The following is a 26215-nucleotide window of genomic DNA, read 5'->3' as shown; positions in this document are numbered from 1 at the left end:
CCGCCGCTTTCATCTGGGCCTGTGTGACGGGTCAACTCCTGGCCGGCAAGCAGCCGATAAAACGCAAGAAACACGGCCAACGCACGGTGTCCGTGTTCCGATTGGGCCTTGATCATCTCCAGGATCTCCTGCTCCACCCGTCCCCCTCGTCCTGGCGGGCACTTCACACCCTCATGCCAAGTTTTGACGGGTAGTCAGACCGTAGCCACGCTTCCGTCAATCTCCACCGCTATGCGCAGCGCTTCTGCAAGCCGCTCTCAAGACCAGAGGCTTCAACTTGGAAGACACGGGGCTGACGCAGGCGGAACGTGTCTCGACGCTGCTGGCTTGTGTGTCTGCTGCTTTTATCTGGGCCTGTGTGACGGGCCAGTTGCTGGCCGCCAAGCAGCCGATAAAACGCAAGAAACACGGCCAACGCACGGTGTCCGTGTTCCGACTGGGCCTTGATCATCTCCAGGACCTCTTGCTCCACCCATCGCCTTCGTCCTGGCGGGCACTGCAGGCCCTCATGCCCAGTTTCGACGGGTAGTCAGGTGCGTCGCACCACGCTTCCATTGGAGTTAGATGCCAGTCAAGCTTGTTTCGAGAGTGTGCATCTGGTTACTTTAAAAAATGGACTGCCCCACATATTTGTCTAGATGTGTCATAATCTGAGCGTATTTTTATCCTTCTCTCATCTAAACTGATGCTTGCATTATGACCCGATATGCCTTACTCCTCACCTCGCTTCTCCTGACCGCGTGTGGTACTAGAGACCCTGGCCCGACGCCTACTCCTCGTGTGGATGTAACCACTAAGCAGCTCACCACCTCCCCTGGAGGGCTGCAAGTCCACATACAAAGTGAGGCGTCATGGGAAACCTTAAGTTTAACCTTGCGTTATGACGCTTCAAAAATTGAACTCATAGATGCTTCGGCTCCCAGCCACATTGTAGAGACACAAATTATAGCTCCTGGCCAAGCTTTGCTGCTGGTGCACCGTCAAAATGAAACGGCGCCGCTATCACTTAGATTTCGCAAGTTAACTGGGGAGGATGCGGACGTATCCATTCAAGTAATTGACCTTGTTAATCAGGACCAAAGTTTGTCTGTCCAGGGCGGAATGAGTGTGGCTACTTTGAACGGTGGCCCTAACGCCGTTCAAAGCAAAAGCTTATCAAGTGTTCTAGCCGGACAAACCCTGAAAAGTCTCCCTCTTTCGAATAGCGTGTCTGCAAGCTGGTCTATTCGTCCTATGGGCGACATAGATCTTGATGGTCGCGTTTCTTTGTTAGATGGCCGCCTGCTTATAAAAGTCTTGACTGGAAATCAACTGCTTAACGACGAGCAAAAATATGCTGCAGATTTAAAAGACGACGGCGTGGTTAATGGAGGCGATCTCGCTGCGCTAACGTTCAAATTAGGACTTCAAAGCTTTGGTCTTCAATTGCCAATTCCTAGTGTCCATCCGCGAAATGTTTCGGCGGCTGTGACGAATGCAGGCTCTATTCTTGTTAGTAACGCAGGCACTGGTCGTCTGGAGTCACAAGCGAAGGCTTCCGTTCCATGGCTTCGTTTAGAACGGCAGTCTCTGGCTGCAGCTGATCTCTGGCAAACCCATGTAGCATCGGAAGCTGTTGTCGGGCAAAGTGGTGAAGTCACTATCAGGGCTGGAACTCAAGATCGGATTGTTCGAGTCAATGTCAAGGCAGACCCAAGCACTCGACAGGCACAGCGCACCTCCTTCACGATTGATCCGCGCGAAGCCACAGGGGCAGTTGCGGTTCTCTCGGCCTTTGAAAAGGTAAATCTGCGAGCTTCCAGCATACTTGCCTTCATTAGACAGGACGCTTCTGTCGTTATGGCCAAAAATGCGAGTAACGAAGTAGTGGCTATGGACGTTCTTACGGCCGGCGTTCATGAAACTGCTGTATTCAATGCAGAACGCAGTGCGGTTGCCTTGGTATTAACCAGCGTAGAGATGATTGGCATTCAGGGTTCCAAACGTGTTCAATATGCTCAAAGCGTATACAACCATCCTAACTTTGGATTGCTTGTTCAAATGATTAGAGCTCAGGGTCGTTTGCAGATGTCTGCGCGTGAATTGGATTTAGCAGGCTCAATGGCGCGTGATTTGATCAGGGACAGCCTGGAGGCGGACAGAATTTCGACAGTACAGCTTGAAGCTGCTCTAACTGAATTGATGAAGGCGATTGAGGAAAACACGGAGATTGTTGGCGCCACCCCGACCTTTTCACTGAAAAATAGCTTGTCACCTCTAGCAGTTGAGTGTCAGTTCAAATTCTCTAGCTTGCTCACCGTTACTCAGCATGGAGAAGACATCAAAGTCACCAACCGAAGTCCGTTGGCTGTGAATGCATATCTCGTGCCAGCAAGCGCAAAAATCGATTCATTTCAAGATGTTTTGTCGAATAACGTTGGTATGGTTTATCTCTCCCCGCCAGATCCTGCGACAGGAATTGGTGTGGCTGATTGGGCTATTGGACTGGCTGGGTCACGTAACGATAGATTTGAAAAAGATGATGTTCGCAAAGAATTACAGGCTAGGGGATTTGACTCAACTACAGATAAATTTAGAGTAGTTGCGGTATCCACCAAAATGGGTGGCAATGATGGAAACTATTTCAACACCGCGTCTACTATAAATGTTTTAACAGCATTGAATAATTTTGCTCAAGTGCTTGGCGTTGGTCTTGAGGGTAAGGATATAGCCCGACTTGCCCAAGGACCCGCAGCCCAATCTATCCTTAGGGCGTTTAACACTGCCGCAGTGAGTGGTGATATAGGGCTAGCGATTAAGGAAATGCGAGAAGCTAAAACTCCCGACGAGAGGAATGAAAAATTAGCTAACGTTGTTACAAGTACTGCGGGATTTATGAGAGAGCAGGCCGAGCTTTTCACTGCTTTGCTAAAGGAAGGCGGCTCAACACTCATTGATAAAGCATCGTTTACTGAACAGATCGATGACGTATTAAAAAATGTTACCAAAGGCTCTGCGGGCAGGGTAGCTACATTTGCCAATTTCGCATATGCCTCCGCAAGTCTTCTTACATTGGGACGCGCAGCCTATAATGAACATCATGGGAATTTTGCGGAGGCCACGGTCTCGGATCCCGGTAGTGATGCTGAAGGCACAGGCTGCAGTTCCGGCTATGGCTCAGGCGGCAGCCCAACGCCAACGCCAACGCCAACGCCAACGCCAACGCCAACGCCAACGCCAACGCCAACGCCAACGCCAACGCCAACGCCAACGCCAGTCCCCCTGCCTCCAACTCCCCCCGAGAATGCTCCCGACCCGGATGAGGGGCGTGGGAATGGCAATGGAAGTGGTGATGGAGGACAGGGCTCGACCCTCCCATTGCCCAATCAGCCAGGTCATGCCTCTAGTTTTGGCGACCCCCACATCAGTACATTCGAGCAGCAAGTGTATAGTTTCCAAGCTGTTGGCGAATTTATTCTTTCCAAGTCTCTGGATGACACTTTTCAGATTCAGGCACGCTATACCCCGCTAGGCAGCATGTCAGCGAATGCAGCTATTGCCATGCAGGTGGAGGGTGACCGCGTTGCTCTTTACGCTAGTACCACAGGTGCTCCTCGTATTCTGATTAATGGAGCGCCACTGAATGTAGAAAAAGGGAAGCCTCTGTTCATCCCTTTACTTGGGGGTGGTACCGTCTCGTTCGATGGCACAGAGGTGATGGTCACTTGGCTTGATGGTAGTCATCTTACGGCCATTCTCGGGCAGGATATGCTTGGACGCGTCACTGTCACCGTGGCGCCGGAACGTGCTGGGCGTCTGACCGGCTTGCTTGGAAATTTCGATGGCAACATCAGTAATGATTACCAGACGCGTAGCGGCCAAGTTTTGGCGGCTCCTATTCCGACACCAACGCTCTACCATGTCTTTGGCGAGAGCTGGCGTATTCAATCAAGTGAATCGCTCTTTGATTATGGTACAGGTGAGAGCACCTACACCTTTACAAATCGCAATTTCCCGATCCAATACTCTGGTTTACACTCCTTAAACGCGGAGCAAATTGCCAGTGCTCAACAGGTGTGCCGTCAGGCTGGAGTGTTGAGTCAGATTCTACTCAAGAAATGTATAGTCGACGTCGGTATCACAGGTGATCCGGATTGGGCTTATTACAGTGCTGGCGTAGATCCAAATCTGCCCGATGTTACCATTGCGCCGTTGACTGCCAATATGATTGTTAATGATGTAAGAGCTTTCTCGGGCATGGTTTCTGGCCCTCAACGCTTGACCAATCGGAATCTTATATGGACGACCACGGGTGGGCAGGTGACAGCTTTGTCAGATGGGAGTGTTAACTACAGAGCTCCTTCTGCACCTGGGATATATACGCTGACGGCCACATCTGCAACGGATGCTAACCTGAGAAAGTCAATCACTATTGTGGTAAACGAGCGCAAAAAGACTATTACTGGTCCAGCGAGTTTTGTCTTGAGATGGAATGAAACGCCTGCAGATTTGGATCTACATCTGTGGCTACCTGACACTACGCCTTATCACACTTATTATGGTCGTCAGGGCTGGGACTGGGCTTGCCCAGATGCCCGTCTTGAAGTCGATGTTATGGCTGGTTTTGGCCCAGAAGTGATCCGGATCAGCAAGCTTGCTCAAAGTTCGGGGACTTATCACATTATGGCGCACAATTACAGTGAGTCTGATACCTTCGCCGGTGCAGGTGCTGCGCTGGAGGTTGTGGGTGAGTCTGGTGTTGTCGAACTTATCCGACCTCCACAAGGTGTCGGCCATTGGTGGCATATCCTTACAGTGGATGCTTCGACAGGTGCCATCACAGTGATCAACAGCGTGGGTCAACTGGACGAGCCATATTTCGACACAGGTGAAGGGTGCGGCGATTATTTAGCGACCGGCCTGGCTAGCAAAGTCATGCCGACGGCTGTGGGCATCTTGGAGAAGCCACGCTGGACGCCAGGAGTCAAACGCTACCCCTAACTTCTCTGGTTGTGGGGTTCTGGCAACATAACCCCGGTGGGGCTGAAGGATCTCAGCAGGCGGCTTGAGAATCAAGCCGCCTGCTGCATCGCCTCTCGCCAGAGGAGCAATGCTGCGGACTGATGACTTCGTCTGAGGGCGGCGGGGACCGTGGTCCGGGTGTGGAGGTTCGAGACTCGGGCGTGCGGGGCCAGGAATTCTTGAGTCCGTTTTCGTCGTTTGAAGCCGAGCTGAGCACGTTCCTGCTGCCGAGTCGGGCGAGGCGACTGTTCAATCAGGTTGTTGCAGCGGGCGGTGGAGACGACCTGCACGTGCTCCACCGTGTGGAGCACGGGAAGCTGACGCATCGCCGCCCCGTCGCTCCACAGCTTGTCGGTGAGAATGGCCTCTGGGACGCGATATTCACCGAGCAGGCGCATAAAAAAGGACTTGGCTGCCTCGGTCTCTCGATGTTCCTGAAGGATGATGTCGAGTACGGCCCCGGATTCGTCGACCGCGCGCCACAACCAATGCCTTACCCCACCGACCTTGACGCACACCTCGTCCAGATGCCACCGAGAACCCCGCTGGGGTCCTCGGTGGCGCAGTTCTTCGGTGAGGATGGGCGCGAATTTGATGTTCCATTGCCGCAGAGTTTCGTGGCTGACCTGAACACCGCGCTCGTGGAGCAGTTCCTGACCGTCACGCTGGCTGAGCGGGAAGCGGTGGTAGAGCCGCAGGGCGTAACCGATGACGCTCAGGGGAAAACGATGGCGGTACGGTTTCTGGTCAGTCACAGCTCACCAGCCTACCGAGGTTAAGTTGCCAGAACCGATTTGCCTGTCCTGGACGTCTTGGAGACCTACCGGCGCCGGTGGGGCATTGAGTCAGCGTTCTCGTTATTGAAGTCCCGGGGGCTAAACTTAGAGGCCACGCACATGACGGCGCCTGATCGGATTTCCCGGCTGTTCGGACTGCTATGTCTTGCACTGGCGTGGATGGCTCGGGTGGGCGCGCAGACCGTACAGGAGAGCCCACCGAGGCAGGACAACCGGGGACGGGCTGTGGTGAGCGAGGTTCGCATCGGGTGGCAGGTGCTGGGTCAGGCCGTGCGGTGGGGCGGGGCGGCCTTTTGGAACTGCCTTGAGCTGCTCAGTACGCCTTTTCCACCCGCCCACACGTCAATTTCTCGAAGTGTCAAGTGCTGAGCGGCGTAACCGTTGGTATCGCGTCTCCAATGAGCCAGGGAGATGCACATGGGTTTTCAAGGTGTACAGCACGCCGCTGCGCGCCTGAATCATCGCGAGAATCAGGGCCGCCAGCACCTCAAGGCGGCGGGCATCAATGGGAAACGAAGACCGCAGCGCGGTCTGCAAGCTCTCGTGGGGGTGTTGGCTCTGACGTGTCTTCATCGGGAAAACACGCTACTGGAGCCGACTTTTCTCTTGCCTTAGGAGTTTTGACTGGTAGTCAGGTTTTTTAGACCAACAAGGCGTTTTGTCTTGAGTGATCACATGCAAGAAACCCCAGGTGAAATAGCCTGGGGTGCATCTTGCAACAGGTGGCGCGTTACTTCTTGCTTCTGGTACCGGTCTTCCGAGCTGGCTTCTTGGCACTGCCACTGCGACTCTTCCCGAGTGCCTGGCCCTTGGCGAAGCTTGCTTCAATCTTCGCGCGGGTGGCGGCGGCTAATTCCTTGAAGTCCACGAGGCCTGCCTCAATGTTCTCCGGGGTTGGCTTAATGGCTCCGCCTCGGCGCGAGGTGCTCAGGCTTTTGTTGGTCTCTTCAAACCAAGCGTCAAACTCGGGGCTGTGATCAAAGACCATATCGCGCACGGTCTTGCTGTAGGTCTCGTTGCTGCCACGCCGGGTGAATTGCTTGGGCAGTTCAAAGCGGCTGGGAAGATCTGCTGCGTCAATCTGCCCTTGACGCACCGCTTCGCGGAAGTGCTTGATGAACGCGTCACTGCGTTGGGGGTTGGCGAGTTTTGCAACCTGTTCGCTCAATTTGATGTAAGGCATGGCCTTGATCGTACTTCATTTGACGCAGCTGCAACTTCCCGCTTGTTGTCATTCAGTCAGTTGGGTACGCAGTGTGATTCCTACTTTGCAGGATGTTTAATTCACAGCCTTTTTGCGTGGAGTACGGGTGCTACTGGCTTTGCCGCTCTTTTTCCTTGGTGCTGCAGAGCGTTTCGCAGCTGGCTTTTTCACTGATACCTTTCCAGCCAGGAGGTCAGCGGCCACCTCTGGGGTCAGATCGTCGGGGACCAGATCAACAGGGAGGGGGGCAGTGCGGCCATTCAGGGCCAGGATCACTTCACCAGCTCGCACGGTCACCACGGCGCCAGGGACGCGCGGCACAGAGACGCTGGGGGCGCGCTGCGGGGCCTGGGCGATGGTGCGGGCAAAGCCTTCAGTCCAGAAGCGGGTGAGATAGGTTTCCCGCTTCAGGGCGCCTTCTGCGATCTGGTCCAGCTCCGATTCCATGTGAGCGGTGAACTGGACATCCACCAGATCTGCGCAGGCCTGGGCCAGATAGGTGCTGACCAGCAGACCCAGCCAGGTCACCGTGAGTTGCCGCTTCACCACGCGGGTATAGCCCCGGTGATCCAAGGTGCTGAGGATGGAGGCATAGGTCGAAGGGCGGCCGACGCCCACCTTCTCCAGTGCCCGCACCAGAGAGGCTTCTGTAAAGCGGCCCGGCGCCGGCGTCTTCTTTTCCTCTGCCTTGGCATCTTTGACAGGAAGCGTGGCGCCCTGCTGCACGTCGGGTAAGACCTGGCTCTCTTCGCCCTCCCCTTCCTGCACGTCCTGGTACAGGCGGGTGAAGCCGGGCTCGGTGACCGTGCGGCCCACGGCGCCCAGCTGCACCGCGCCTGCCTTCAGGATCAGGGTGGTTTTCATGCCCGTCAGGTCGAGCATTTGAGACGCCACGGTGCGCCGGTAAATCAGGTCATACAGGGCCAGCTCATCCCCAGACAGACCCGTGGCCTCTGGCGCTTTGAAGACCTTGCCCGAGGGCCGGATGGCCTCATGCGCCTCCTGGGCGTTCTTGGCCTTTGCGGCATAGGTCCTGGGGTTTGAGGGCACAGCATCGTCTCCAAACGCCGCCACGGCGACCGCACGCGCTGCAGCGGTGGCCTCATCACTCAGCGAAGGGCTGTCGGTCCGCATGTAGGTGATGTGCCCGCCTTCATAGAGCTTCTGGGCCACGTCCATGCTCTGCTTCGGGCTGAACTTCAGGGCTTTGGAGGCCTCCTGTTGCAGCGTCGAGGTGGTGAACGGTGCCGGGGGCTTGGTGGAGTACGGCACGCATTCGGTGGAGAGCACTGTCACGGGCCGGGCCTTAAGGAACGTCACCAGCTGGCCCGCCTGTTCAGACGTCAGCACCAGGGCGTCCGTCTTCAGTTGGCCGGTGGCCGGGTCAAAGTCTTTAGGGGTGGCGAGGCGCTGGCCACTGACGCCGAGGACCGCCGCCGTGAAGGCCTTTTTGTCGCCAATCTGCGCCGTCACCCGCCAGTAGGGGGCGGAGACGTGCGCCATGCGGGTCTGTTCCCGGTGGGCCAGGGCCACGAGCGCGGCTGACTGCACCCGGCCAGCCGACAGGCCAGAGGAGATGCTGTTCCACAGCAGGGGCGAAACCCCGTAGCCCAGCAGCCGGTCAATGATGCGCCGGGATTCCTGCGCGCCCACCAGGGCGTAATCGATCGGGCGGGTGTTCTGGGCGGCCGCCTGAATGGCTTCTTTGGTGATCTCGTGGAAGGTCATGCGCTCGAAGCCACTCTTGAGGCCCAGCGCTGCAACGAGGTGCCAGGCAATCGCTTCACCTTCGCGGTCCGGGTCAGTGGCCAGCAGCACGCGGTCCGCTTTTTTCACCAAGGCGCGCAGTTCGGAAACGACCTTTTTCTTCCCTGCAGGCACGATGTAGATAGGCTTGAAGCCGTCCGCGACATTGACCCCCAGGCGGGCCCAGGCTTCTGAAGCGTACTTCTCCGGAATCTCTGCTTTCGTCGAGGGCAAATCGCGGATGTGGCCCAGGCTGGCGCGCACGGTATAGCCGCTTCCCAGGTAGCCCTGAATCTTTTTCGCCTTGCTGGGCGATTCCACAATAACGAGTGTGATGGACATAGGGCTCCAAAGTGAAACTTCTTCAGATAATGCGAGGAAAAAGCTGATCAAACCGCTGATTTATTCTAGCAAAACCGCTTGAGAAGCGGTCTTCGGCGCGGTAAAATGGATCGCAGGAGGCCCCACCATGACCATCCCCCTGCTTCAGATGTTTGAAGAGCGCGAACAGCGCAAAGCGGCGCTCGCTGCGGCCGACCATCACCTGCGCATTGAGGGTGCCCAGGCGTCCGCTGAGACGGCGCATCTGTTTCAGCAGTACGCCGATGGGGTGCTGGACGCACAGGGCCTGAAAGACGCACTGGACGCCCATTACCGGCATCCAGATCCGCAGCCCCTCTAAGCGTGAGACCGAAATACGGCACCTACTTGCAGGAGAACGGGGTGCTCAAGAACCGCCTGGGACTGACCGACCAGGCGGCGCTTTCTGCCCAGGAAGCCGATTACTCGAAGATGCGGTACGCCCTGATGCAAGCCGGCCTGGGGCCGAAAGTGCAGACGTTCGACCTGGAGCATCTGAAGGCCAACCACCGCTTTCTGTTTCAGGATGTGTACGAGTGGGCGGGCCGCACGCGCGGTGAGGTGACGGTGGTGAACGGTGAGACCTTCTTGCCTCCGCCTGGGCTGCGCAAAGGCGAGACAGAGTTCATGCGCGCGGATCTGATTGCTCCGAAGCTGGAGAAGGTGTTCGAGCAGCTGCGGGAGGACAACCACCTGCGGGGGCTCAGCCGCGGCGAGTTCGCCGATAAGGCAGCGGCGCTGCTGGCCGACATCAACATGGCCCACCCGTTTCGGGAGGGGAACGGCCGTACACAGCGGGCGTTTCTGGAGCAGCTGGGCGCGCAGGCAGGGCACAAGTTGGACTTCGCGCCTATCACGCAGGAGCGGATGCGGGTGGACAGCATCTCAGCGGAAAAGGGCGACCTCAGCGGGTTCCAGCAGATGTTCCGGGAGATCACGGATCAGCGTCAGGTGGCCTTGATGGTAGAGGCCTTCCGGCATCTGGAGCGCGAGGGGTTCAACCCGAACAGCATGTACCTCATGGCCACCCAGCACGGCCGGGTGTACGAAGCAGATCCGGTCGAGCGCACGACCAAAGCCGCCATGCTGATCACGGCAGACAGCAAGCTGCTGGTGACGCCGGCAGAAAGTCTGCAGAAGGCCGTGCAGACGGAGAACGGTGTCCGATTCACGGCCAATCATGGCCGGGGAATGGGCATGGAGATGTAAGGTCCGCCCGGCGTTGCGGTGGCCCTGCATAGGGGGATTGTTTCTGTAAAAACAGAACGGATTGCATAGTGTTGACTTCTGGCGTATTCCGGGGTATCTTATGGAAATCAAGGCGGCTCTTGGGTCGCCTTTTCCGTTGAAGCGCGAGCACGGTGACGGGCCCATGACGAACGGGGGTTAAAAAGGTTCAGGCAGAGCCAGGAGAGCCCAAAAGGCGCTCTCACAGGCACTCTAGGTCTTCGGACCATACTTTGACCCATGAAGGGCAGCGTTCACCTTCTCAAAACGAACGTGCGAGTGGGGCGGAAGTAGGCCCTCGGATTGGTTCGACCCCAATCACCCACACCTCAACAGGCGGCCTCCGGGCCGCCTCTTTATTGCTCGGGTCAAACTGTAGGCCACTGCTCTGCCGTTTGAGGGCGGGTAAAGTCGCTTCTGTTTGCTGAGGCTGGCACGGCTGATGTGCATGCCCCTTGCAGCTGGGCGGCATTCAGGTCAGGCTGACCCTCATGGCACCCAACGACGTGGCGCCGCAGGCCTGGGCTGCCCTGTGTGCGTTGGACGAGCAGACCCCAACCCAAGTGGCAGCCTTTTCGCCGGCTGAGGTCGCCAGACTGACCCAGGACCTGGAGCAGATTCTGGAGCAGTACCCGGCCGGATCTCCCGATCTGCCGCTGTGGGTTCAACGCCTGTACCAGCAGGGTCCCGAAGTGGTGGTGGAAACGCTGGTGCTCTTGCACCTTTCTGCCCTTGTCCTTGAGGTTTTGAGCCGTGCCCGTACACCCTGGACGGGAGAACTGCTGGACACAGCGCTGGGTGTCGCGCTCTCGCTCTACACGGTAGACCTCATGCTCGTGCCCCTTGGAAACCAGTTGGAAGCGGGTCTATTTCAGCTGGGCGCCCGCAGCGGAGGCTCACCCCTCCTGCCTGCAGAAGTGCCTGCGGCCGTGCGAGTGCTGGAGCAGTTGGCGAGGGACAGTGGCGTGCCGGTGCCGGAAACCAGCCAGAGCGAGACCTTTCAGGCCTGGCTGGATGTGCTGGAGAGTCACGCGACCCGTGCGGGTGAGCTGGAGGCCTCGTGGCTCCCGACCACAGAACGGGTCTCACGCCTCCTGGAATGGCAGCAGACGCCAAGAGTTGAGGAGGACAGCCCAGAGGCCCGGGTGGCACAGCTGAGCGCTGCGGCGGCCGCGCTGGCGCTGTATGTGGAAGTGCGGTCCAGGCTCCCGCTGTTGACCACCTCTGATCTGTTGCAGTGCGCAGCCATAGCGGTCCAGGCGGCGCTGAGTCTCAGTGCCCGGCACCGCCTGCCAGAGCGTGACTTGAAATCCCTGTGGAAGGATCTCCAGGCGTTGCACCTGGAGATTGGCCGCCCACCGTTGCCCATCTTCAAACATGGCGCCGTGGTACCTCCGAATGTGGATGCCCTGCATGAAGCGCGTCACGCCCTGCGCCGTGCACGGCATGTGCAGCTGCGCCGCCCGACCGCCAGGAGCCGGGGCCTGGACGCCATGCTGTGGGACATCTTTGATGACCTGCACAGCCGACCCTTGCCCTACACCCCATTGGATGAGCTGACGCTGGCCATTGCTGGCCGCTGGGCGCTCACGCAGACCCCCCGGTGTCAGGGGATGGCGTTAACAGATACGGTGGCTCTGGCGGTCGAGCTGGGCCAGGTTGAAGTCCTGTGGGCCTGGCCTCTGAGGGAAGACCACGCGGAAGAACTGAGTCACGCCTTGAAGACCATGACACTCCTCCTGCTGGAGTGGAACGATCATGCGGACCACCCCGAGGTGCAGGCGTTGATGCGCGCGGCTACTGGGCACCTCCTGGCGGTGGCCCGGCGCGCAGGTGTGGGGCTGCCGGAAGCGTCACAGCTGGCCAATCTGGTGGGCGGCAGTGCCGTCTTACGAGCGACACCACTGGGAAACAATGAGCTGCACAGACTCGCTGATCAGTACCTGGAACTGCAGGAGGCCTTGAGTCGGGAGAGACCGCCTGTTGCCGAGGCGGCCGAGATGGGCACAGTCGAAGTCCAGCTGGAGCAGACGCCACAGCCAGAGCACCTGGAACTGAGCTGGCCGCCACATGTCATGGCGGCCCGAGCGCTCCTTGCGGGGAGCAGGGTGGTGCTCTTGGGTGGAGTGCCTGATCCAGCCCATTACAAGGCCCTGGTCGAAGCCTTCGACCTCACTGAACTGGACTGGATTCCTTCGGCCCGCTATGACCATGGGCTTCAGGCGGCCGCCCACCTCAGTAAGCCTGGGACGTCCCTGGCCATTTTTGCGTTGCGGTGGGGCGCTCATGCCCACGGATCGTTGCGGGACGCGGCGCGCGACGCTGGTGTGCCGTACCTGCTGCATCCTGCTGGGCTCAATCCGAATCAGGTGGCCTGGCAGGTCATGCGGCAAGTCAGTGACACCCTGGCGAGTCAGATCAGAGCGTGAAGATATTAGGCAGCTGCTGGGCCTGAAGGCGCTGCAGAAGTGCCTGGGCGCCCAAGGTGACCGCGTGCGACATTTGGTCTGCAGGAATCAACAAGGGGGTGTGCTCGCCGCTGGCGGGGTCCGTTAACTGGACCCAGTGGCCCTCTTCGATGCCGGAGGCTGCCAGGTAGGCTGCCGGCGTCTTGTTGGGCATGGGGCGGACGTACTGTTGCAGGAAAGGCAGACAGGTCTCCGGATCAAGGTCAAGAACGACAGTGCTTTCCGCTGGAGCATGGTGCGGCAGCGTAATGCTGGTGCGGTAGTACATCAGGCCTGGTAAGCGCTGAACGCCAAGTGTTTGCGCTTCGTATTGATACTGCCCGCCTAAGCGCCGCTCCATCGCGTGGGTGGCATTCACTTCGCCGGGATGGCGCTGACGGTCGAAGATCTCACCGTAGAACGTCAGGGCGCCGGTAATGCCTGAAACCTGCCCGGTCGCCAGGAAGACCATGTGTTTGAAATGCAGGGCTTCCCGAAAGGTCAGACCGTCGCGGTCCAGGGTTCGTGCCCCGAGCTGCAGATCCTGCTGTCCAAAACCCAGATGGGCCAGCAAACGTACAGCCTGCTCAATCATTTCTGGCGTGGCGTCCGCGTGCACCTGCACCAGCACGCGCAGCATGTAGTGAGGTTCATGCACTGATGTGATCGGGCGCCCTGCGGGAATCAACGCCTCGTAGGCCAGAGCGGGTCTGTGGCCCGTGCCTGCCGTTGAAGGCAAGACTTTGAGCCATTGCTTCTTAACCAGGTCCGCTAGAGTGCGGCCTGTGGCGCGGGCGTTGCGGCCCAGGGCACTGCCCACGGCCTCGGCAGCGTAAGGGCCAGGGCCGTTCTCGTGGATGTGCAGCCACACCAGCTTCTCGCCGTCGTTGCCCTGTCTGATGACCTCTGGAAGCTGATGCATACTGTTCCTCCTTGCTATCTGTACTAATAGTACATATTTAATAGACGTCCGGTCAATCCCCCAACGGGCGGCAAATGGGGCTACCTCAGACCGTCATAGCCCGGTATGCTGGGACCATCCCATGAGCCTCGTTTTCTGCTTCCTACCGATGTCCAACACTCTTCACAGGGTTGGTCATGGGGTATGGCTGGTGATGCCATGACCGCTAATCGTCTTCCGACAGGCACGGCTGGTGATCTCCTGTCAGACGCACTGAGCCGCGGCGGCACGCAAGCCGTCTCTTTGCAATTTGACGACAAGGCTCTGAACACCACCGTCATGTTGGCCGGTACGCAGATCTGTGGTGTGCAAAGCCGCTTCGTTCCGCAGTGGAGTGCGTCTCTGGCGCACGGTGGCGTGACATCAGAAATGTTGGACGCCGCACGCATCGGCGCACAAACGCCCCAGCACCTCGTGCGCAATCTGATGAGCAGCGGGCATCTCAGCGAAGAGAAGTTAGCCGAGCTTCTGCAGCTGCGCACCAAAATGGCATTTGTGCCGATCGTGCTCCAGTCCGCGACGGCTCAGAGCTCACCTCAGGCGCCGGCGTCCTGGATTTCTCAGGTGGATGGGCCTGCCCTGGTTCGGGATGCCGAGGCCAGTGCACGCCAGCTGAGTGATGACGCGCTCAGCATCAAGCCCACCGACCAGCTGGAAGTGATGCCTCAACTCAACACTTCTGAGGGGCATTCTGCTGATGAGGTGCTGCGGCAGGGTGCAATTGACGGCCTGACATTGGCTGAAAGCGCACGGCGTAGTCATCTGAGCTGGGATGTGGTGGCTCAGGAGGCCGCTGGCCTGATTCAGCGTGGCGTGGCCCGTATCGTGTCGCCAAACGGCACCTATCCTGTCCGGCATCTGAAGCCCGGCGATCAGGCACCTGATTTCCTTCTGCCCTCCCTGCAAGGCCCACCTGTGGCTCTCAGTCAGTTCCGGGGCAAACGGGTGTGGCTGATGATGCACCGCATGTCCAACTGCACCCACTGCAATCCACATCACCGCACAGTGATGCAGGTGCAGGCGCAGATGGAGTCTGCTGGAGTAGCCATTGTCGAGGTGTGGGCGACGACTGTAGAGAAGCTACACCGGACCGTCGGCCGCACCCGGCCCACCTTCCCCGTACTGTGCGATGAAACCGCTTCTATTCACCGTCAGTACGGGCTGGACCGTTCCTTGAAGCGCCTGATTGATCTGAGGAATTACGACATGATCAAGGAAGGTTTCAAGATGATGGGACCTCGGGGCTGGATCTCAGAGGGGCAGATGTTTCTGGTGCCTGCCGAATTCCTGATCAACGAAGACGGACAGATAGAGGCGGCGCACTACAACGAATACATGGCGGATTTTCTAACGGTGGATACTGTGTTGCAGTGGGCACGGCGCAGCAGCTGACCCTACAATGATTTAAGCGGTCCAGCCGTGGACCGGTCAGTTATCAGTTGGAGGCAGCTTTGACGGTGCGAAGCCAGATGGCAGGTGTAAGGCGGCTCGAACGCGAGCGGCTTTATGCAGCCTTCGAGGACCCGTTTGCCCCACCACACCTGGCATTGGAAGCCCCCAGTGGTTATGGAAAAAGCACGCTCCTCCAGCAGCTGGCCAACCGTCACCCCTCCCTGTTGATTGACCTGAGTGAGCTGGACGGCACAGCCCGCAGCATTGCCTGGGCACTGGTGGATGAGGTGGCTGTCCGGGCACCCCATACCGCCGAGGCCCTGACCCGTCTGCTGGAGCGCAGTGAGGGGCCAGTGCCAGCACGGGCCTTTGCGGCCGGTCTGGCAACGGCGGGTCCTCTGCTGGTCATGCTCGACCGGGCGGATCACAGCGGTTCGGACGCTCAGCAGTGGGTGGGTCTGCTGCTGGAGCGGCTGGCGGATACCCAACGGCTTATCCTCTCGGGACGTGTACTGGATGCCTTTGAGCTCTCGTATCAGGTTGCCGAGGGACGCTTGCGCATCCTGGATATGGACACGTTGGCGTTCACGCGGGATGAAGCCCTGTCTCTCGCGGAGCAGCGTGACACCACGCTCAAAGACGCTGAACACCTCAATGGCTGGCCGTTGGGGATTGGGCTCCTCACGACACAGAACAGCCCCATCACACCGCAGGACCTGGTGCGCCGGCAGTTGCAGTTGCTGCCCAGCTTGGTGCGTTCAGCATTGCCAGAACTGGCGGTGATGAGCGTATGGGACGAGCACTGCGCCCAGGACGTTCCTTCTCTGCCCGTTAACTGGTTGGGAGAGGTCCAGAGGGCTGGCCTGCCGCTCCGCTCCCTGGGTGGCGGCCGTTTCGTGCCACATCCCCTTCTGCGCGCGCTGCTCACCGAAGAGCTGCGCCGTTTCCCGGAGCGCTGGGCCATGGCTCACCGCAGCGCTGCACGCCGGGCGATTGACAGTGGCCTGGTGACGGACGCTCTTGAACATCTCCTGGCGATCAGTGACACAACGGCCATCATTCAGCTCACAGAGCGCCATATTCCCGCCTTGATGGAACGAGGCCTCTATGCGCAGGCCACAGCCTTCCTGGATCAGATTCCAGCGGGTGTCCTGCCACCGCCCCTGGCCCTGAACTACGGTATGGCCCTGGTTGAAACCCGCTGCACGTCACGGGGTCTCGATCTCCTGCAGCAGCTCTCTACCCAATTGCCAGATGGTGCCCTGTTGACGCTCCTGGCTGCCTACAACGCCTATATTCGCGCAGATTTTCAGGCGCAACTTGAAGCGTCCACGGCTGCTCTGGAAAACCCACTGGGTCTGACTGACATGATGGTCATGCAGATGCAGGCCACACGGGTTCACGCGCTGGCCAATCTGGGCCGCCACGAGGAGGCCCAACGTGAAGCGGAAGAGGCCTGCCGCCATGCCAGGGCCCAAGGTCCAGCTGAGGGTCTGGCCTACTTACTGTTCGGCTGGGCTTTCGCGGCGCAGCGCGCTGGTCACTTCCGCAAAGCTGTTGAAATGCTGGAAGAGTCGCTGACCATCTACCGGCAGCTGCGGATGCAGGCGAAGACCTTGGGTCCTGTCATGCTGCTGGCCGACGTAGTGCTGGATATCGGGGATGAGGCCCGTGCCGCCCAATTGCTGGCTGAAGGTATTGAGATCGCTGAGCAGGAACAGTCGCGGTGGATGGGGTGCCTGCAACAAACGAGAGGCCGCCAGCTGCTTCTGCAGGGGAATCTCAAAGAGGCGGTGTCCGCGTTCGAGTACGCCATTTCAGCAGCGCGCGAAGCCCAACGACCAGACCGTATTTTCACGGCGCACTGCTTGCTTGCGGACACACATACGAAATTGGGAAACCACGGCCAGGCCAGAGAAGCACTGAAAACGGCGAGCGCCCTTAGCTCTGGCCATCAGGGATGGAAGGACGTGCCCGAGTACAACTCCCTCCTTGCGTTCGAGCACGGGCATCTGGCTTTTGCCCAGGGGGACGATGAGGACGCCCGAACCTGGTTGGAAGTCGCCTCCTGGTATACAGGTCTCTCGGGAGTACGGGCCCACGCTTACCTGACGGAACTGGCCCGCAAGCGCGGTGAATTGACGGAGAACCACGCCGCCACCTTAGCCTCTCGGATGCGAGGTTTCGGCGAGCGCCATACGCCTGCTGCGTGGGACGCTGACGAACTGGGCGCGCTGTACCAGAGCTTTGTGCGGCGCAACTGGTCCGCCTCGGCATTTGCCCCCTGGGCCAAATCTTCCCCGAACGTGACCTCCAGCCGCATTGAAATCTCCGGACAGTTGATTGGTGGGCCAGTCATCCGCATTGAGAACCGGCCGTTAACGCTGGAGGGTCGGCAGTCTCGGTTGCTGACCGCGCTCCTGGTGCGAGGTCCACAGTCCAAAGACGAGCTGCGAGAGGCGGTGTTTGGCGATGATGATAAGGACATCCGCGATCCCCTCAAGCACATCCGGCGCAAGCTGAGGGCGGTTACAGGGGTTGAGGAGCCGTTGCCATTCAATACAGAGAGTGGCGTCTATTCACTGGCAGATGAATTAGAAGCTGTCCTGGACACGCAACGTCTGGAGCGGGCGATCACATTGGGCGACGTGGCGACCGTCGCCACGCTCTTGCCGGTGCCCGCCACGGTGCTCCCGCATATGGACGGAGACTGGATTGAGGATCTGCGTGCGGTCGTGGAACCCATCATGCTGCAGGGCTACGTGCTCCTGGGCCGGGAGGCGCAAAGTCGGGGAGACAACGAGGCCGCTCTGGGCGCCTTTGAGGCTGCACTGGATCTGGTGGTGACGGTCAGTGATCTGGAGACCGTGTTAGGCCCTATTGAACGGGTGCTGGAAGATCAACAGGGGGGGGACGTGGCGGGCCGATTGAAGGCTTACCGCGAGCGCGCGCTTGGCAACCTATAACAGCGGGCGGTACAACACGGCGGTCGTGGCAGCACTATAGGGGCCTGAGCCCAAGAGCATGCCTTCCAGCTGCACAGCCTGGGCGTCTGAGAGAATGGGCTCCAAATCTGCTGGGCTGGTGTAGGTCTGACACATCAGGAGCAGGTGCCCCTGGGCGTCACGCCAATAAGAGGCGTGATCGTACAGCACGTGCCGGGTGTCCTGTAAGCCATGCCGCTCCAGCAGAGCGTACACCCGGTCTCGGAGTCGCCTCCGCTCCTGCCGGTCATTGAATTCATCCCGTTTCAGGCCATAGGAGGCCATAAATTCATCATCCCGCGCCACGGCGGCGTCGGGATGATCGAAGGTCTGCGCCAGGTCCTGCGCGGCTTCAATCGCTGCGTGCAGCACCTGCTGACGGGAGGGGTGCAGGCTCCAGTCCACATCGAGCGATAGACCCAGGAGCGAATTGATGCGCCAACCCAGATCCTGGGCCATGATCCCGCTCTCGATGTCACTCCAGCGTTCCCCAGCCAGAAAGTTGGGGGCGTCTTCGAGATTGTCGCCGTTGCGGGCCACCCATAACTCACAGCTGTCCCCAGCACACCTCATATAGCGTGCCACGTACCGGGCAGCCAGGGAGTTGAGTGAGGCGTCAGGAGCAGTCATGGACCGTGACTCATTATTGGGGACGAAAGCCTTAAATCACAACGGTTTTGACGGGGTTTGCCCTGAGGTCTCCAAATGCCTCTGCGTGCCTCAGAGGGGTTTGTAAGGTAGCCCTATGACCAGCGCGGCCTCTATCTCAACCTTCCGCCCCGTCCGCCGGCGCTCGCACAGCCCTCTCCTGCGTACGGCCGTCACCGCACAAATGGTGAGCGACGTCCCCCATGCTGGATTGCTTCTGGCGCCAGCAGCCCAACAAGGCCTGGCTGTCATGGATGACGGCCATCTGGCCGTATGCCTCACGATGCAGATGATGAAGCCGGCCCCAAGTGCTGAGGCGCTGGAAGAACAGGCCGACCGTGTGACCACGTTCCTCCACGAGGTTGGAGACCTGTCGGGGCGCTTGGTGCTGGCCACGGTGAACGGTCAGAGCCAGGCGTACCTGTTGCTTCACGTGAATGCTGGGCACCTGACGCCAGAGGGTCGTGTGCGCGAAGCAGCTGGTCTGCGGGATCTGGCGCTCCAGGGTCTGAATGGTCCACACGCGCGGTTTGTGGCTTCAGACGCCCAGGCCTGCCATCTGCTCGCCAGCCAGTATCCCAAGGTGGAGCTGTTTGATGGCGCTCTGGAAGATGAAGCAGGGAACCACTGGTCCACCATCACGATGATGGGAGCGCCGTACACCTCGAGCCCTGGTATGTTCCGCTCTGTTCTGGAGGTCTTGGCGCACCACTCTCTGTCCTACTTCGTCATGGATTTCAAGGGCCGTGCCAAGTCGTCGGAGGCTCGGTTTGGTGTGGCTGTCGTGGTGGCCACTGGGCAAGCGGAATCTCTCCAGCAGCAACTGGAGGACAACTCAATCGGGACCTTTCGAATCAATACGCCTGCGCATGTGAGGGGGGTTATGGACCGGGCCGCGCCATTTGTTCAGGGCAAACTTGAACGGTATGGGGTCCTGAAACAGAACGTGGCTGACTTCCTAACCCTCTAAGAAAAGCTTGCAAAATTTGGACATACACAGCGGCCTAGAGCCGCTTTTTTCTTGATATAGGAAAAACTTGCAATTATTAGCGACTCGCGCCACACTGTACTTATGACCCAGGTGTCCACTCCTCACGTTGCCTCTGCCATGCAAGCCGTTCTCAGCGCTGCCAGCAAACGGCAACCTGCAGAACTGCACCTGTCGTTTCTCGCGCCAGAGTTCAATACCAAGCTGCAGATCTGCGACGGCCAAATCACCGGCATTATCAGCGCACTCGCGCCCCACTGGAGCACACTGCTGCGCAGCAAGGATGTTCCAGCAACAGCAATCACACAGGCCCATCAGGACGGCCAGAGCGTGCCTGATACCCTGGAACTCCTGGTAAGGCGGCGTTACCTTTCCATGGAAGAGATGGATGCCCTGGCGCACGAGAGGGTCTTGTCCGCCCTGGTCCCCCTTGCTGGCCGACATGCAAGCGTGCAGTTGCACCTGCCCAAGGCCGTTTCCCATAAGCGTTTTCTGGGCAGCAGCAATGCTCAGGACGGAGTACATGCGGCTGCCCAGTGTGCGGCAACCCTCCGGGCCCATGAGGCAGCCATGACGCCTGGAGACCGCTTTGTGGCGACGCCTCTTGCATCCAAGATCGAGCCGGAAGGGGGGCCGATTGATCTGGTGTACCGCGCGGCGCTCCGGGGTCTGACATTGGGCCAGATTGCACAGCGGGTTCCCATGCGGTGGGATCTGCTCGTGCGCACCATCAGCTACCTGATGGGCCTGGGCGCCTTGCGGTCTCTGGCCAATGATGTCGAGCACAATGTCTCGCCGAAACTCCAGGCCGGCCAGATGGCGCCTGACTTCATCCTCCCAGACCTGCACGGCGGCGAGGTGCGCCTGAGTGCCCTGCGTGGCCAGCGCGTGTGGTTAACGTTCAACCGTCAGAGCACGTGCGCTCTGTGCAACCCACACCACGCGCAGATCATTACCATGGCGGACGAGATGAAGCGCCGCGGCGTCCAGATCCTCTCCATCTGGGGCAGCACCCTGGAAGATCTGCAGGAAGGCATTGGCCGCCAGCATCCGCCCTACCCCGTGCTGGCTGACCCCAACGACGAGACCTACGATCAGTACGGCCTGACGCACAGTGTGGCCGGCACCCTGGACGTGCGCAACCTGAGCACGATCGTGCAGGGCTTCAAGATGATGGGCACCAAAGCCCTGAAGAGCGACGGGGAGCTGATGAGGATGCCCGCTGAGCTGCTGATTGATCCGGACGGGCGCATCGCCGTGGCACACTACAACTCGTTCGGTTCCGATTGGCTGCCGTTTGAGCGCGTGCTGGAATGGGCTCCGGCCCCGAACGCATGAAGTCTACCGAGGAGTACCGCAACCGGCTGCTGAACCTGCTCAGGCGTGCAGGGCACAGCGAGGCCGACGCGCAGAGGGTGGCCAGCAGCCTAGTGCATCAGCAGATGACGGTTGCGCCCGGCGCTCAGTACGCCAGTCTGTGGCCTGAGAACATGGGGAGTTTATGGCACCGGGCCGTCAGTCATGGTCGGCGTCGGCTGGTGCTGGAGATCGTGGCTGAAGACCAGAGTGAGAACGTGACCGTGAACGTGCTGGAGGTCAGCGACTGGCCGCAGGTTATCCAGGCGCCGGGCCGCCTGCGCTCGACGCCTATTCCTCAAGGCCTGGATTCACTGCCGACCATTCTGGGGCCGGACGCCTGATGCTGCCACGGCCTCCAGAAGTCATGTCCATATCAATGCCCATTGAAGTGACACTGGCGCTGTTCGTGCTGACCATTCTGCTTTATCTGGGTACCTTCAAACGGGGCCGGCCCTTCGCCGTGGCGTGCGCCATCCTGACCTTACATGCAGGGGGAATGATGTTGTCGCAAGTGACCCCTTACGAGCAGATAGAGGCCGTACGAGTCCCTCTACCGGACGAACAGATTGGGCATGAAAACAGGGGGAGGCAAACGGCCTCCCCCTGTTTTCATGCCATCACTGATTTGGCACTTTTTAGGGACTTTTGGAAAGATTCAGCATGCCGCTGCCCACATCTGTCGCTGCACTTGCAGGCATAGGGGTGGCGTTGCTTTTGAGCATCTTTTCGATCTCGCTTGGTGTGGCCTCTGGATAAGCTTGTCGCCACAACGCCAGAGCACCGGTAACGAGCGGTGTTGCAAACGACGTCCCTTCGTATTCCTGGATGTTGCTGGTAGGACTGCTGCTGCTGACACCCTGTCCCGGCGCAGCGATATCCACGTAGGCTCCGCGTGTACTGAACGAAGCGGGACGCCACTCTCCTGTGGGAAGCATCTGGAGCGCACCTACGGCCACCAATCCAGGCAGATCGAACGCCGCAGGATAGTGTGTCGGACCGCCACTCCCCTGATTTCCAGCTGCAGCAGCAACCAGCACTTGCTGCTCTAATGCGTAAGCTAGGACGTTCTTCAGTCCCTGCATGGGGGTGTCACCACCAAAACTCAGATTCAATACGAGTTGTTTAGGCGGCACGGTCTTCAACGCGAAACAGACGCCCCGAACCGCGTGGCTCGACAAAATTTGCCCATTCGCACTCCCAATGCGAATGGGAAGAACCAGCGCCTCAGGCGCAACTCCAAACTGTATACCAGCAGCGAGAACAGCCGCCGGCGTACCGTGACCATCCAGGCCAGGCGTGACCGGGTCATCGAAGGCATCTCCTGGATTGGAGTCTTCGTCCACGAAGTCATACCCTGGGAGGAGATTCTGGTCCACATGCCGGTTCCGGGTGACGCCCGTATCCAGGACGGCGATGGTCACGCCTTTACCACTCCGGCCCCGCTGACGCGCTGCTGGAACCCCAACAGCGGCAAGATGGTCGACATCCAGATCCCAGATACTCACCGGATCTGCCTGGAGGATCACGTCCGCCTCAGTGGCCTGCCTCAGCCCGCTCAGCACCTTCCCGATGCTCTGGCCGCTCGGAACACCCACCCGGGCTAAGGTGTTCGCGCACGGTCCTGGCCCCCCCAGGGGTTTGAAATCAATGAGGGTCAACCCCAGGTTGAGCTGGTTCAGCCGGGCCTTGAAATCACTTTCCGTGACGCCTGCTTTCACGAAGACCGCGACTTCAGTGGTCGAAACCTTCCCGAGCACCTCCAGAGACTGCCTGAAGCTCTGGCCTCTCGCCTCGACGCGCACCACTTGCGGGCCTGGCCTCACGCCAGAAGGCAAGCTGAAAATGATGGTCTCCCCTGTTGCCGAGATCACATTCACGGCTGTGTCACCGACAAACACCCGCGCCTCCTGAACGGGGATGCCAGTCAAGGTCGCCGTGATGCGTTCAGTTGAGAGCGCTTGGGTCTGATTGAGACTCAGGGTTGGTGGCCCGGTAACGACGGGGCCGTTTCCGCCACAACTGGAGAGCAAGCCAAGCAGGATCAAGCATTGGATTGACAATTTCATCTTCTACCTCCAAGAACACGACCCCATTAAGTTCAGTGAATATCCAGGGCATGCGTTAAGTTTGCGCGCTTCGGGATGATCGAGCGATGAACACCTGATAGACCGCTTGATAACGCGCGACAATGGCTGGATTGCCGCTCTTCTCAATCAAGCGCAACGCTTCCTCGAACGCTTCCTGGTCCTCGGTGAGTTCGGCCATATTGGCCAGGACCATCCCCAACAAGAGCTTCTCTCCGCCCTTCTTGGCAAGCGTCAACGCCTGCTCGTAGGCATGCTTGGCCTCTGCCGTCTGGTTGGTTCGGTGATACAAAGCGCCGAGGTTATTCCAAACCTTGGCAGAAGTGTTCAGCGAGCCGGCGTCCTCAGCCAACGAGGCTGCGTCCTGGTAGGCCTGCACTGCCCCGGCCTGATCCCCTCGTTGCTCACGCACCTGTCCCAGATTCAACGTTGTGCGCGCGCGCATCACCAGATTGTCGCCCGCTGCTGTCAGCGCCTCACTAAAAGCAGCTTCGGCATCCTCGCCAGCTGCACTCAGGGCTGCGGCCCGGTTATTCAGTACCCCGGCCCAGCGGGCATTGTCTCCAAGGGTTTGCCAGAGTGTCGCAGCCCGCCGGTAGCGCTTCTCCGCGCTGGCGTAATCGCCCTGCTGAAAATCGAGATTGGCCAGGGTGTTGAACCCTTCAGCCCTGGCCTCATCTTCGCCTTCGAGGGCGGCTTCTGCGTGTTGCCTCGCCAAGTCTGGTTGCCCAAGGCGCCAGTACAGCGCGCCTTTCAGGGCAGAGATCTCCGAAACCGTAGGTAGGTCGGTCAGTATGAGGAGCGCTTCTTTGAACCGTCCAGCCCGTTCCAGAGCGCGGGCATGCAGGAGGGTCAGGGACTTGGTTGGCGGGGCTTCACTCAGGGCTTCAGCAGCCTTCAGAGGAAAGCCACGTTGTAGGGCTTTCTCTGCCCAGGCTTGGTAGGACCTCTGCACCGACTGTAGGTCTTGTTTCTCCCATAGGGCACGTGACTTTTGGAAAAAGGGCAAGGCAGCGGAGGCATTCAGCTGTCTGGCAATTCGTAAGGCCAGGTCAGCTTCCAGTGTGGGTCGCGCAGCCAAAATACGCCTCGCAGCCTTCTGTCCCCGGACCTCTCCAGAAGGCTCAATAAAGCCGGCGTCCATGAGGTATTCCAAGGCCAGGGCAAGCTCAGGGGCAGTCAGGTCAAGGGCCTGACGAATGAGGGGTAGATTCGGCGATTCCTGAAGGGTCAGGGCCCCATAGACGTGCTGCGCGTGAGAAGGCAGACTCTGGATACGGGTATCCAACGCTGTTTCGACAGGTTCTGAACGCAGCCAGGCATTCACTAAGCTCGGCAGACCTGCTGTGGCCTCAAATGCGCCTGGGTAGGTCGTAAGTTCCTGCGCTGTGAGCGGGCCAAGCTCCATGCGTTCATCCACAGAAAAGGGAGGTTCTACGCAGGAAGTCACAATCACAGTGGCCTGTGTGCCCAAATGTCGCAGCTTCGTCAACAGCGTGCGGCTCTCCTCATCCATGCTTTCCCAATGGTCGAGCAGCCAGACGCCATCCTGAGCAGCGAGGTGTCGCAGGAGTATGGCCTCATCTCCACGCTGAATCACTTGCTTGAGGAGCGGCTCAAGCGTGGCATAAGGCAGGCCTGAACGTGCAGGCAAAAGGAGTCCCGTCAGTTGCCGCAGTAAGCTACTTTTGCCCAAGCCGGAGCCGCCTTTGATCCAAGCCCAGCGTCCTGCTGGCTGGTGGCGCAACCGGGTCAACTCCAGTTCTCGACCAAGGAAACTCTGGCGCAATCGTGCACGCGCCGTTTCAATGTTCCCGTCCCACTTCAAATCCCACTCGGCGGCCCGTTGCCGCGCCTCTTCCATGAGGGGGCTTTCACCGGCCACCAGGAGGGGCATGAGGCGCAGCCAGAACTCTGGCATGGCGTCCGGCGCGCCTGCCACCTGAATAGACCGTTCTGCCCATAGGGTTGAGTGTTCGAAGTGGCCTAATGCAGCTTGTCTCTCTGCGAAAGCCAGGGCAAGCTCACGGAGGGTTTCTGCCAGGGACTCTCGCTTGGCATACGTCCACTCTTCCAGCTCAGTCCCCCATTCCGGGAGTTCGGACGCATCCAAAAAAGAACCTTGATAAAGCGCAAAAGCCGTTTCCAGTTGCTTGGCACGAACGGCTTGTTCAAAGTCAAGGGCATCGCACGGTAGATCCACCCACAGGCGAACGCCGTCGTCGTGGAGAACGTCTGGCGCGGCCTGGCGAATCAGGCGCACCGCGACCGCAAGGGAGTTTGCTGGGTTACTTGCCTCTGGCCAGAACAATTCACCCAGAAAACGCCGGGGCCGCGGACCTTCCAAGGTGAGATAGGCCAGTAGGAGCAGTGGTTTTGGACGCCCCAAGCTGCTGCCTTCAAAGGACAATCCCCCCAAGGTACGTAGGCGCATGGCAATATTGTAAGGGTTTTTATGTAGTCCTCATCACTGTTGACTGGCCGTTCATACGCCCAGGGCGTAGGACATCATGTCGTCATGACAGCAGGTGACAGGTGATCGAGCCACACGACCCCAGGCCCTCGTGAGTGACACTCCAGCAATCTCTCAGCGTCAGATTAACAGGGAGGGGTAAGCCGCTCATTTCTTCCAGTCTTGGGCTCGACCGGCGCGCTCTTGATTGTCAGTTCCGGCGTCGGCGCTGGCTTATAGCTATTGACCTGATCCATACCATCCACAATCCACGTGCCGGAAGGCCTTTTCGCCTTCCTGCTGCTTGTACAGCCCATCACTACGCTTCTCTTTTCCAGTCCAACGCGCTGCTTGGAAATGTTGGCGAAGCGCGCGAGCAGCATGTCCTGGGTCTCCCCCACAAATGAGCAGAAATACGTTCGAGAAGTCCGTAGAGTTAATGGCAGGAGGTGAAAGATGACGACGATGAAACGTTTCGTGGCAGCAGTGCTGGCTATTGGCGTGTTGGGTCTGGCAGGCGTGACCGCCTACCAGCAGACTGCTGAACCAACCCTGAGTCCGACGG

16 protein-coding genes and 4 pseudogenes are annotated in these 26215 nt (G+C 59.1%); 12 read left to right on the top strand and 8 right to left on the bottom strand.

Annotation, left to right across the window (positions count from 1 at the left end; translation table 11 throughout):
* The 3 genes and pseudogenes from KMW22_RS18475 to KMW22_RS18465 form a co-directional block, all read left to right on the top strand.
* A pseudogene (locus tag KMW22_RS18475) lies at positions 1-194 on the top strand (IS4 family transposase); the annotation flags it as partial.
* A 6-nt stretch (positions 195-200) separates the two neighbouring features.
* Positions 201-529: pseudogene (locus KMW22_RS18470) on the top strand (IS4 family transposase); the annotation flags it as partial.
* A gap of 167 nt (positions 530-696) precedes the next feature.
* Positions 697-4980: a VWD domain-containing protein gene (locus KMW22_RS18465; protein ID WP_221091500.1), complete on the top strand. Its 4284-nt coding sequence runs from the start codon at positions 697-699 to the stop codon at positions 4978-4980.
* A gap of 71 nt (positions 4981-5051) precedes the next feature.
* Here KMW22_RS18465 and KMW22_RS18460 read toward each other — a convergent pair whose 3' ends face one another.
* Positions 5052-5756, bottom strand: a complete 705-nt coding sequence (locus tag KMW22_RS18460) for an IS6 family transposase (protein ID WP_221091499.1) — start codon at positions 5754-5756, stop codon at positions 5052-5054.
* Between the two features lie 24 nt (positions 5757-5780).
* On the opposite strand from KMW22_RS18460, the pseudogene KMW22_RS18455 reads away from it, so the two are divergent.
* Positions 5781-6167, top strand: a pseudogene (locus KMW22_RS18455) (transposase); the annotation flags it as partial.
* Here the strand turns inward: KMW22_RS18455 and KMW22_RS18450 are convergent.
* The 3 genes and pseudogenes from KMW22_RS18450 to topA form a co-directional block, all read right to left on the bottom strand.
* Positions 6168-6371 (bottom strand): annotated as a pseudogene (locus tag KMW22_RS18450) (IS4 family transposase); the annotation flags it as partial.
* Positions 6372-6528: 157 nt separating this feature from the next.
* Positions 6529-6981 carry a hypothetical protein gene (locus tag KMW22_RS18445; protein WP_221091498.1) on the bottom strand — a complete coding sequence of 151 codons (453 nt, stop codon included), beginning with the start codon at positions 6979-6981 and terminating at the stop codon, positions 6529-6531.
* A gap of 96 nt (positions 6982-7077) precedes the next feature.
* Complete coding sequence (gene topA, locus KMW22_RS18440; protein WP_221091497.1) at positions 7078-9090, bottom strand: type I DNA topoisomerase; 2013 nt, start codon at positions 9088-9090, stop codon at positions 7078-7080.
* 127 nt (positions 9091-9217) lie between these two features.
* On the opposite strand from topA, the gene KMW22_RS18435 reads away from it, so the two are divergent.
* The 3 genes from KMW22_RS18435 to KMW22_RS18425 all read left to right on the top strand — a co-directional run bounded on the left by KMW22_RS18435 (position 9218) and on the right by KMW22_RS18425 (position 12764).
* Positions 9218-9430: an antitoxin VbhA family protein gene (locus tag KMW22_RS18435; protein ID WP_221091496.1), complete on the top strand. Its 213-nt coding sequence runs from the start codon at positions 9218-9220 to the stop codon at positions 9428-9430.
* Positions 9431-9471: 41 nt separating this feature from the next.
* Positions 9472-10317, top strand: coding sequence for a Fic/DOC family protein (locus KMW22_RS18430; RefSeq protein ID WP_221091495.1), 846 nt, complete (start codon positions 9472-9474; stop codon positions 10315-10317).
* Between the two features lie 509 nt (positions 10318-10826).
* A complete protein-coding gene (locus KMW22_RS18425; RefSeq protein ID WP_221091494.1) occupies positions 10827-12764 on the top strand; it encodes a hypothetical protein in 1938 nt (645 codons plus the stop codon).
* Here the strand turns inward: KMW22_RS18425 and KMW22_RS18420 are convergent.
* The gene (locus KMW22_RS18420; protein ID WP_221091493.1) at positions 12754-13704 is read right to left on the bottom strand and encodes a hypothetical protein; all 951 of its coding nucleotides are present in this window, start codon (positions 13702-13704) and stop codon (positions 12754-12756) included. The genes KMW22_RS18425 and KMW22_RS18420 overlap by 11 nt on opposite strands.
* Positions 13705-13902: 198 nt before the next feature.
* On the opposite strand from KMW22_RS18420, the gene KMW22_RS18415 reads away from it, so the two are divergent.
* Together KMW22_RS18415 and KMW22_RS18410 are read left to right on the top strand one after the other, a co-directional pair.
* Entirely contained in the window at positions 13903-15135 is a 1233-nt protein-coding gene (locus tag KMW22_RS18415; protein WP_221091492.1) for a redoxin domain-containing protein, read from the top strand.
* A gap of 59 nt (positions 15136-15194) precedes the next feature.
* The gene (locus KMW22_RS18410; RefSeq protein ID WP_221091491.1) at positions 15195-18101 is read left to right on the top strand and encodes a MalT transcriptional regulator family protein; all 2907 of its coding nucleotides are present in this window, start codon (positions 15195-15197) and stop codon (positions 18099-18101) included.
* Here KMW22_RS18410 and KMW22_RS18405 read toward each other — a convergent pair.
* The gene (locus KMW22_RS18405; RefSeq protein ID WP_221091490.1) at positions 18096-18659 is read right to left on the bottom strand and encodes a hypothetical protein; all 564 of its coding nucleotides are present in this window, start codon (positions 18657-18659) and stop codon (positions 18096-18098) included. The genes KMW22_RS18410 and KMW22_RS18405 overlap by 6 nt on opposite strands.
* Positions 18660-18864: 205 nt before the next feature.
* Between KMW22_RS18405 and KMW22_RS18400 the strand changes: the two genes are divergently transcribed.
* The 3 genes from KMW22_RS18400 to KMW22_RS18390 all read left to right on the top strand — a co-directional run bounded on the left by KMW22_RS18400 (position 18865) and on the right by KMW22_RS18390 (position 21455).
* Complete coding sequence (locus KMW22_RS18400; RefSeq protein ID WP_221091489.1) at positions 18865-19737, top strand: hypothetical protein; 873 nt, start codon at positions 18865-18867, stop codon at positions 19735-19737.
* A gap of 102 nt (positions 19738-19839) precedes the next feature.
* Positions 19840-21093, top strand: coding sequence for a peroxiredoxin-like family protein (locus KMW22_RS18395; protein WP_221091488.1), 1254 nt, complete (start codon positions 19840-19842; stop codon positions 21091-21093).
* Positions 21090-21455 carry a hypothetical protein gene (locus tag KMW22_RS18390; RefSeq protein WP_221091487.1) on the top strand — a complete coding sequence of 122 codons (366 nt, stop codon included), beginning with the start codon at positions 21090-21092 and terminating at the stop codon, positions 21453-21455. The genes KMW22_RS18395 and KMW22_RS18390 overlap by 4 nt, the downstream gene beginning before the upstream one ends.
* 294 nt (positions 21456-21749) lie before the next feature.
* Here the strand turns inward: KMW22_RS18390 and KMW22_RS18385 are convergent, their stop codons facing one another.
* On the bottom strand, positions 21750-23180 hold the full coding sequence (locus tag KMW22_RS18385) for a S8 family peptidase (RefSeq protein WP_221091486.1): 1431 nt from the start codon (positions 23178-23180) through the stop codon (positions 21750-21752).
* 55 nt (positions 23181-23235) lie between these two features.
* A complete protein-coding gene (locus KMW22_RS18380; protein ID WP_221091485.1) occupies positions 23236-25632 on the bottom strand; it encodes a tetratricopeptide repeat protein in 2397 nt (798 codons plus the stop codon).
* Positions 25633-26215 lie beyond the last annotated feature (583 nt).

Source organism: Deinococcus aquaedulcis (assembly GCF_019693445.1).
GTDB lineage: Bacteria > Deinococcota > Deinococci > Deinococcales > Deinococcaceae > Deinococcus > Deinococcus aquaedulcis.
The sequence above is the reverse complement of the archived record's forward strand: the minus strand, read 5'-3'. Positions and strand labels throughout refer to the sequence as shown.

What these genes read in the sequence shown, in the direction of transcription:
- KMW22_RS18395 (WP_221091488.1), top strand. Translation starts at nt 19,840, where the DNA reads ATGACCCAGGTGTCCACTCCTCACGTTGCCTCTGCCATGCAAGCCGTT.
- KMW22_RS18385 (WP_221091486.1), bottom strand. Translation starts at nt 23,180, where the DNA reads ATGAAATTGTCAATCCAATGCTTGATCCTGCTTGGCTTGCTCTCCAGT.
- topA (WP_221091497.1), bottom strand. Translation starts at nt 9,090, where the DNA reads ATGTCCATCACACTCGTTATTGTGGAATCGCCCAGCAAGGCGAAAAAG.
- KMW22_RS18390 (WP_221091487.1), top strand. Translation starts at nt 21,090, where the DNA reads ATGAAGTCTACCGAGGAGTACCGCAACCGGCTGCTGAACCTGCTCAGG.
- KMW22_RS18465 (WP_221091500.1), top strand. Translation starts at nt 697, where the DNA reads ATGACCCGATATGCCTTACTCCTCACCTCGCTTCTCCTGACCGCGTGT.
- KMW22_RS18400 (WP_221091489.1), top strand. Translation starts at nt 18,865, where the DNA reads ATGACCAGCGCGGCCTCTATCTCAACCTTCCGCCCCGTCCGCCGGCGC.
- KMW22_RS18420 (WP_221091493.1), bottom strand. Translation starts at nt 13,704, where the DNA reads ATGCATCAGCTTCCAGAGGTCATCAGACAGGGCAACGACGGCGAGAAG.
- KMW22_RS18445 (WP_221091498.1), bottom strand. Translation starts at nt 6,981, where the DNA reads ATGCCTTACATCAAATTGAGCGAACAGGTTGCAAAACTCGCCAACCCC.
- KMW22_RS18435 (WP_221091496.1), top strand. Translation starts at nt 9,218, where the DNA reads ATGACCATCCCCCTGCTTCAGATGTTTGAAGAGCGCGAACAGCGCAAA.
- KMW22_RS18415 (WP_221091492.1), top strand. Translation starts at nt 13,903, where the DNA reads ATGACCGCTAATCGTCTTCCGACAGGCACGGCTGGTGATCTCCTGTCA.
- KMW22_RS18380 (WP_221091485.1), bottom strand. Translation starts at nt 25,632, where the DNA reads ATGCGCCTACGTACCTTGGGGGGATTGTCCTTTGAAGGCAGCAGCTTG.
- KMW22_RS18425 (WP_221091494.1), top strand. Translation starts at nt 10,827, where the DNA reads ATGGCACCCAACGACGTGGCGCCGCAGGCCTGGGCTGCCCTGTGTGCG.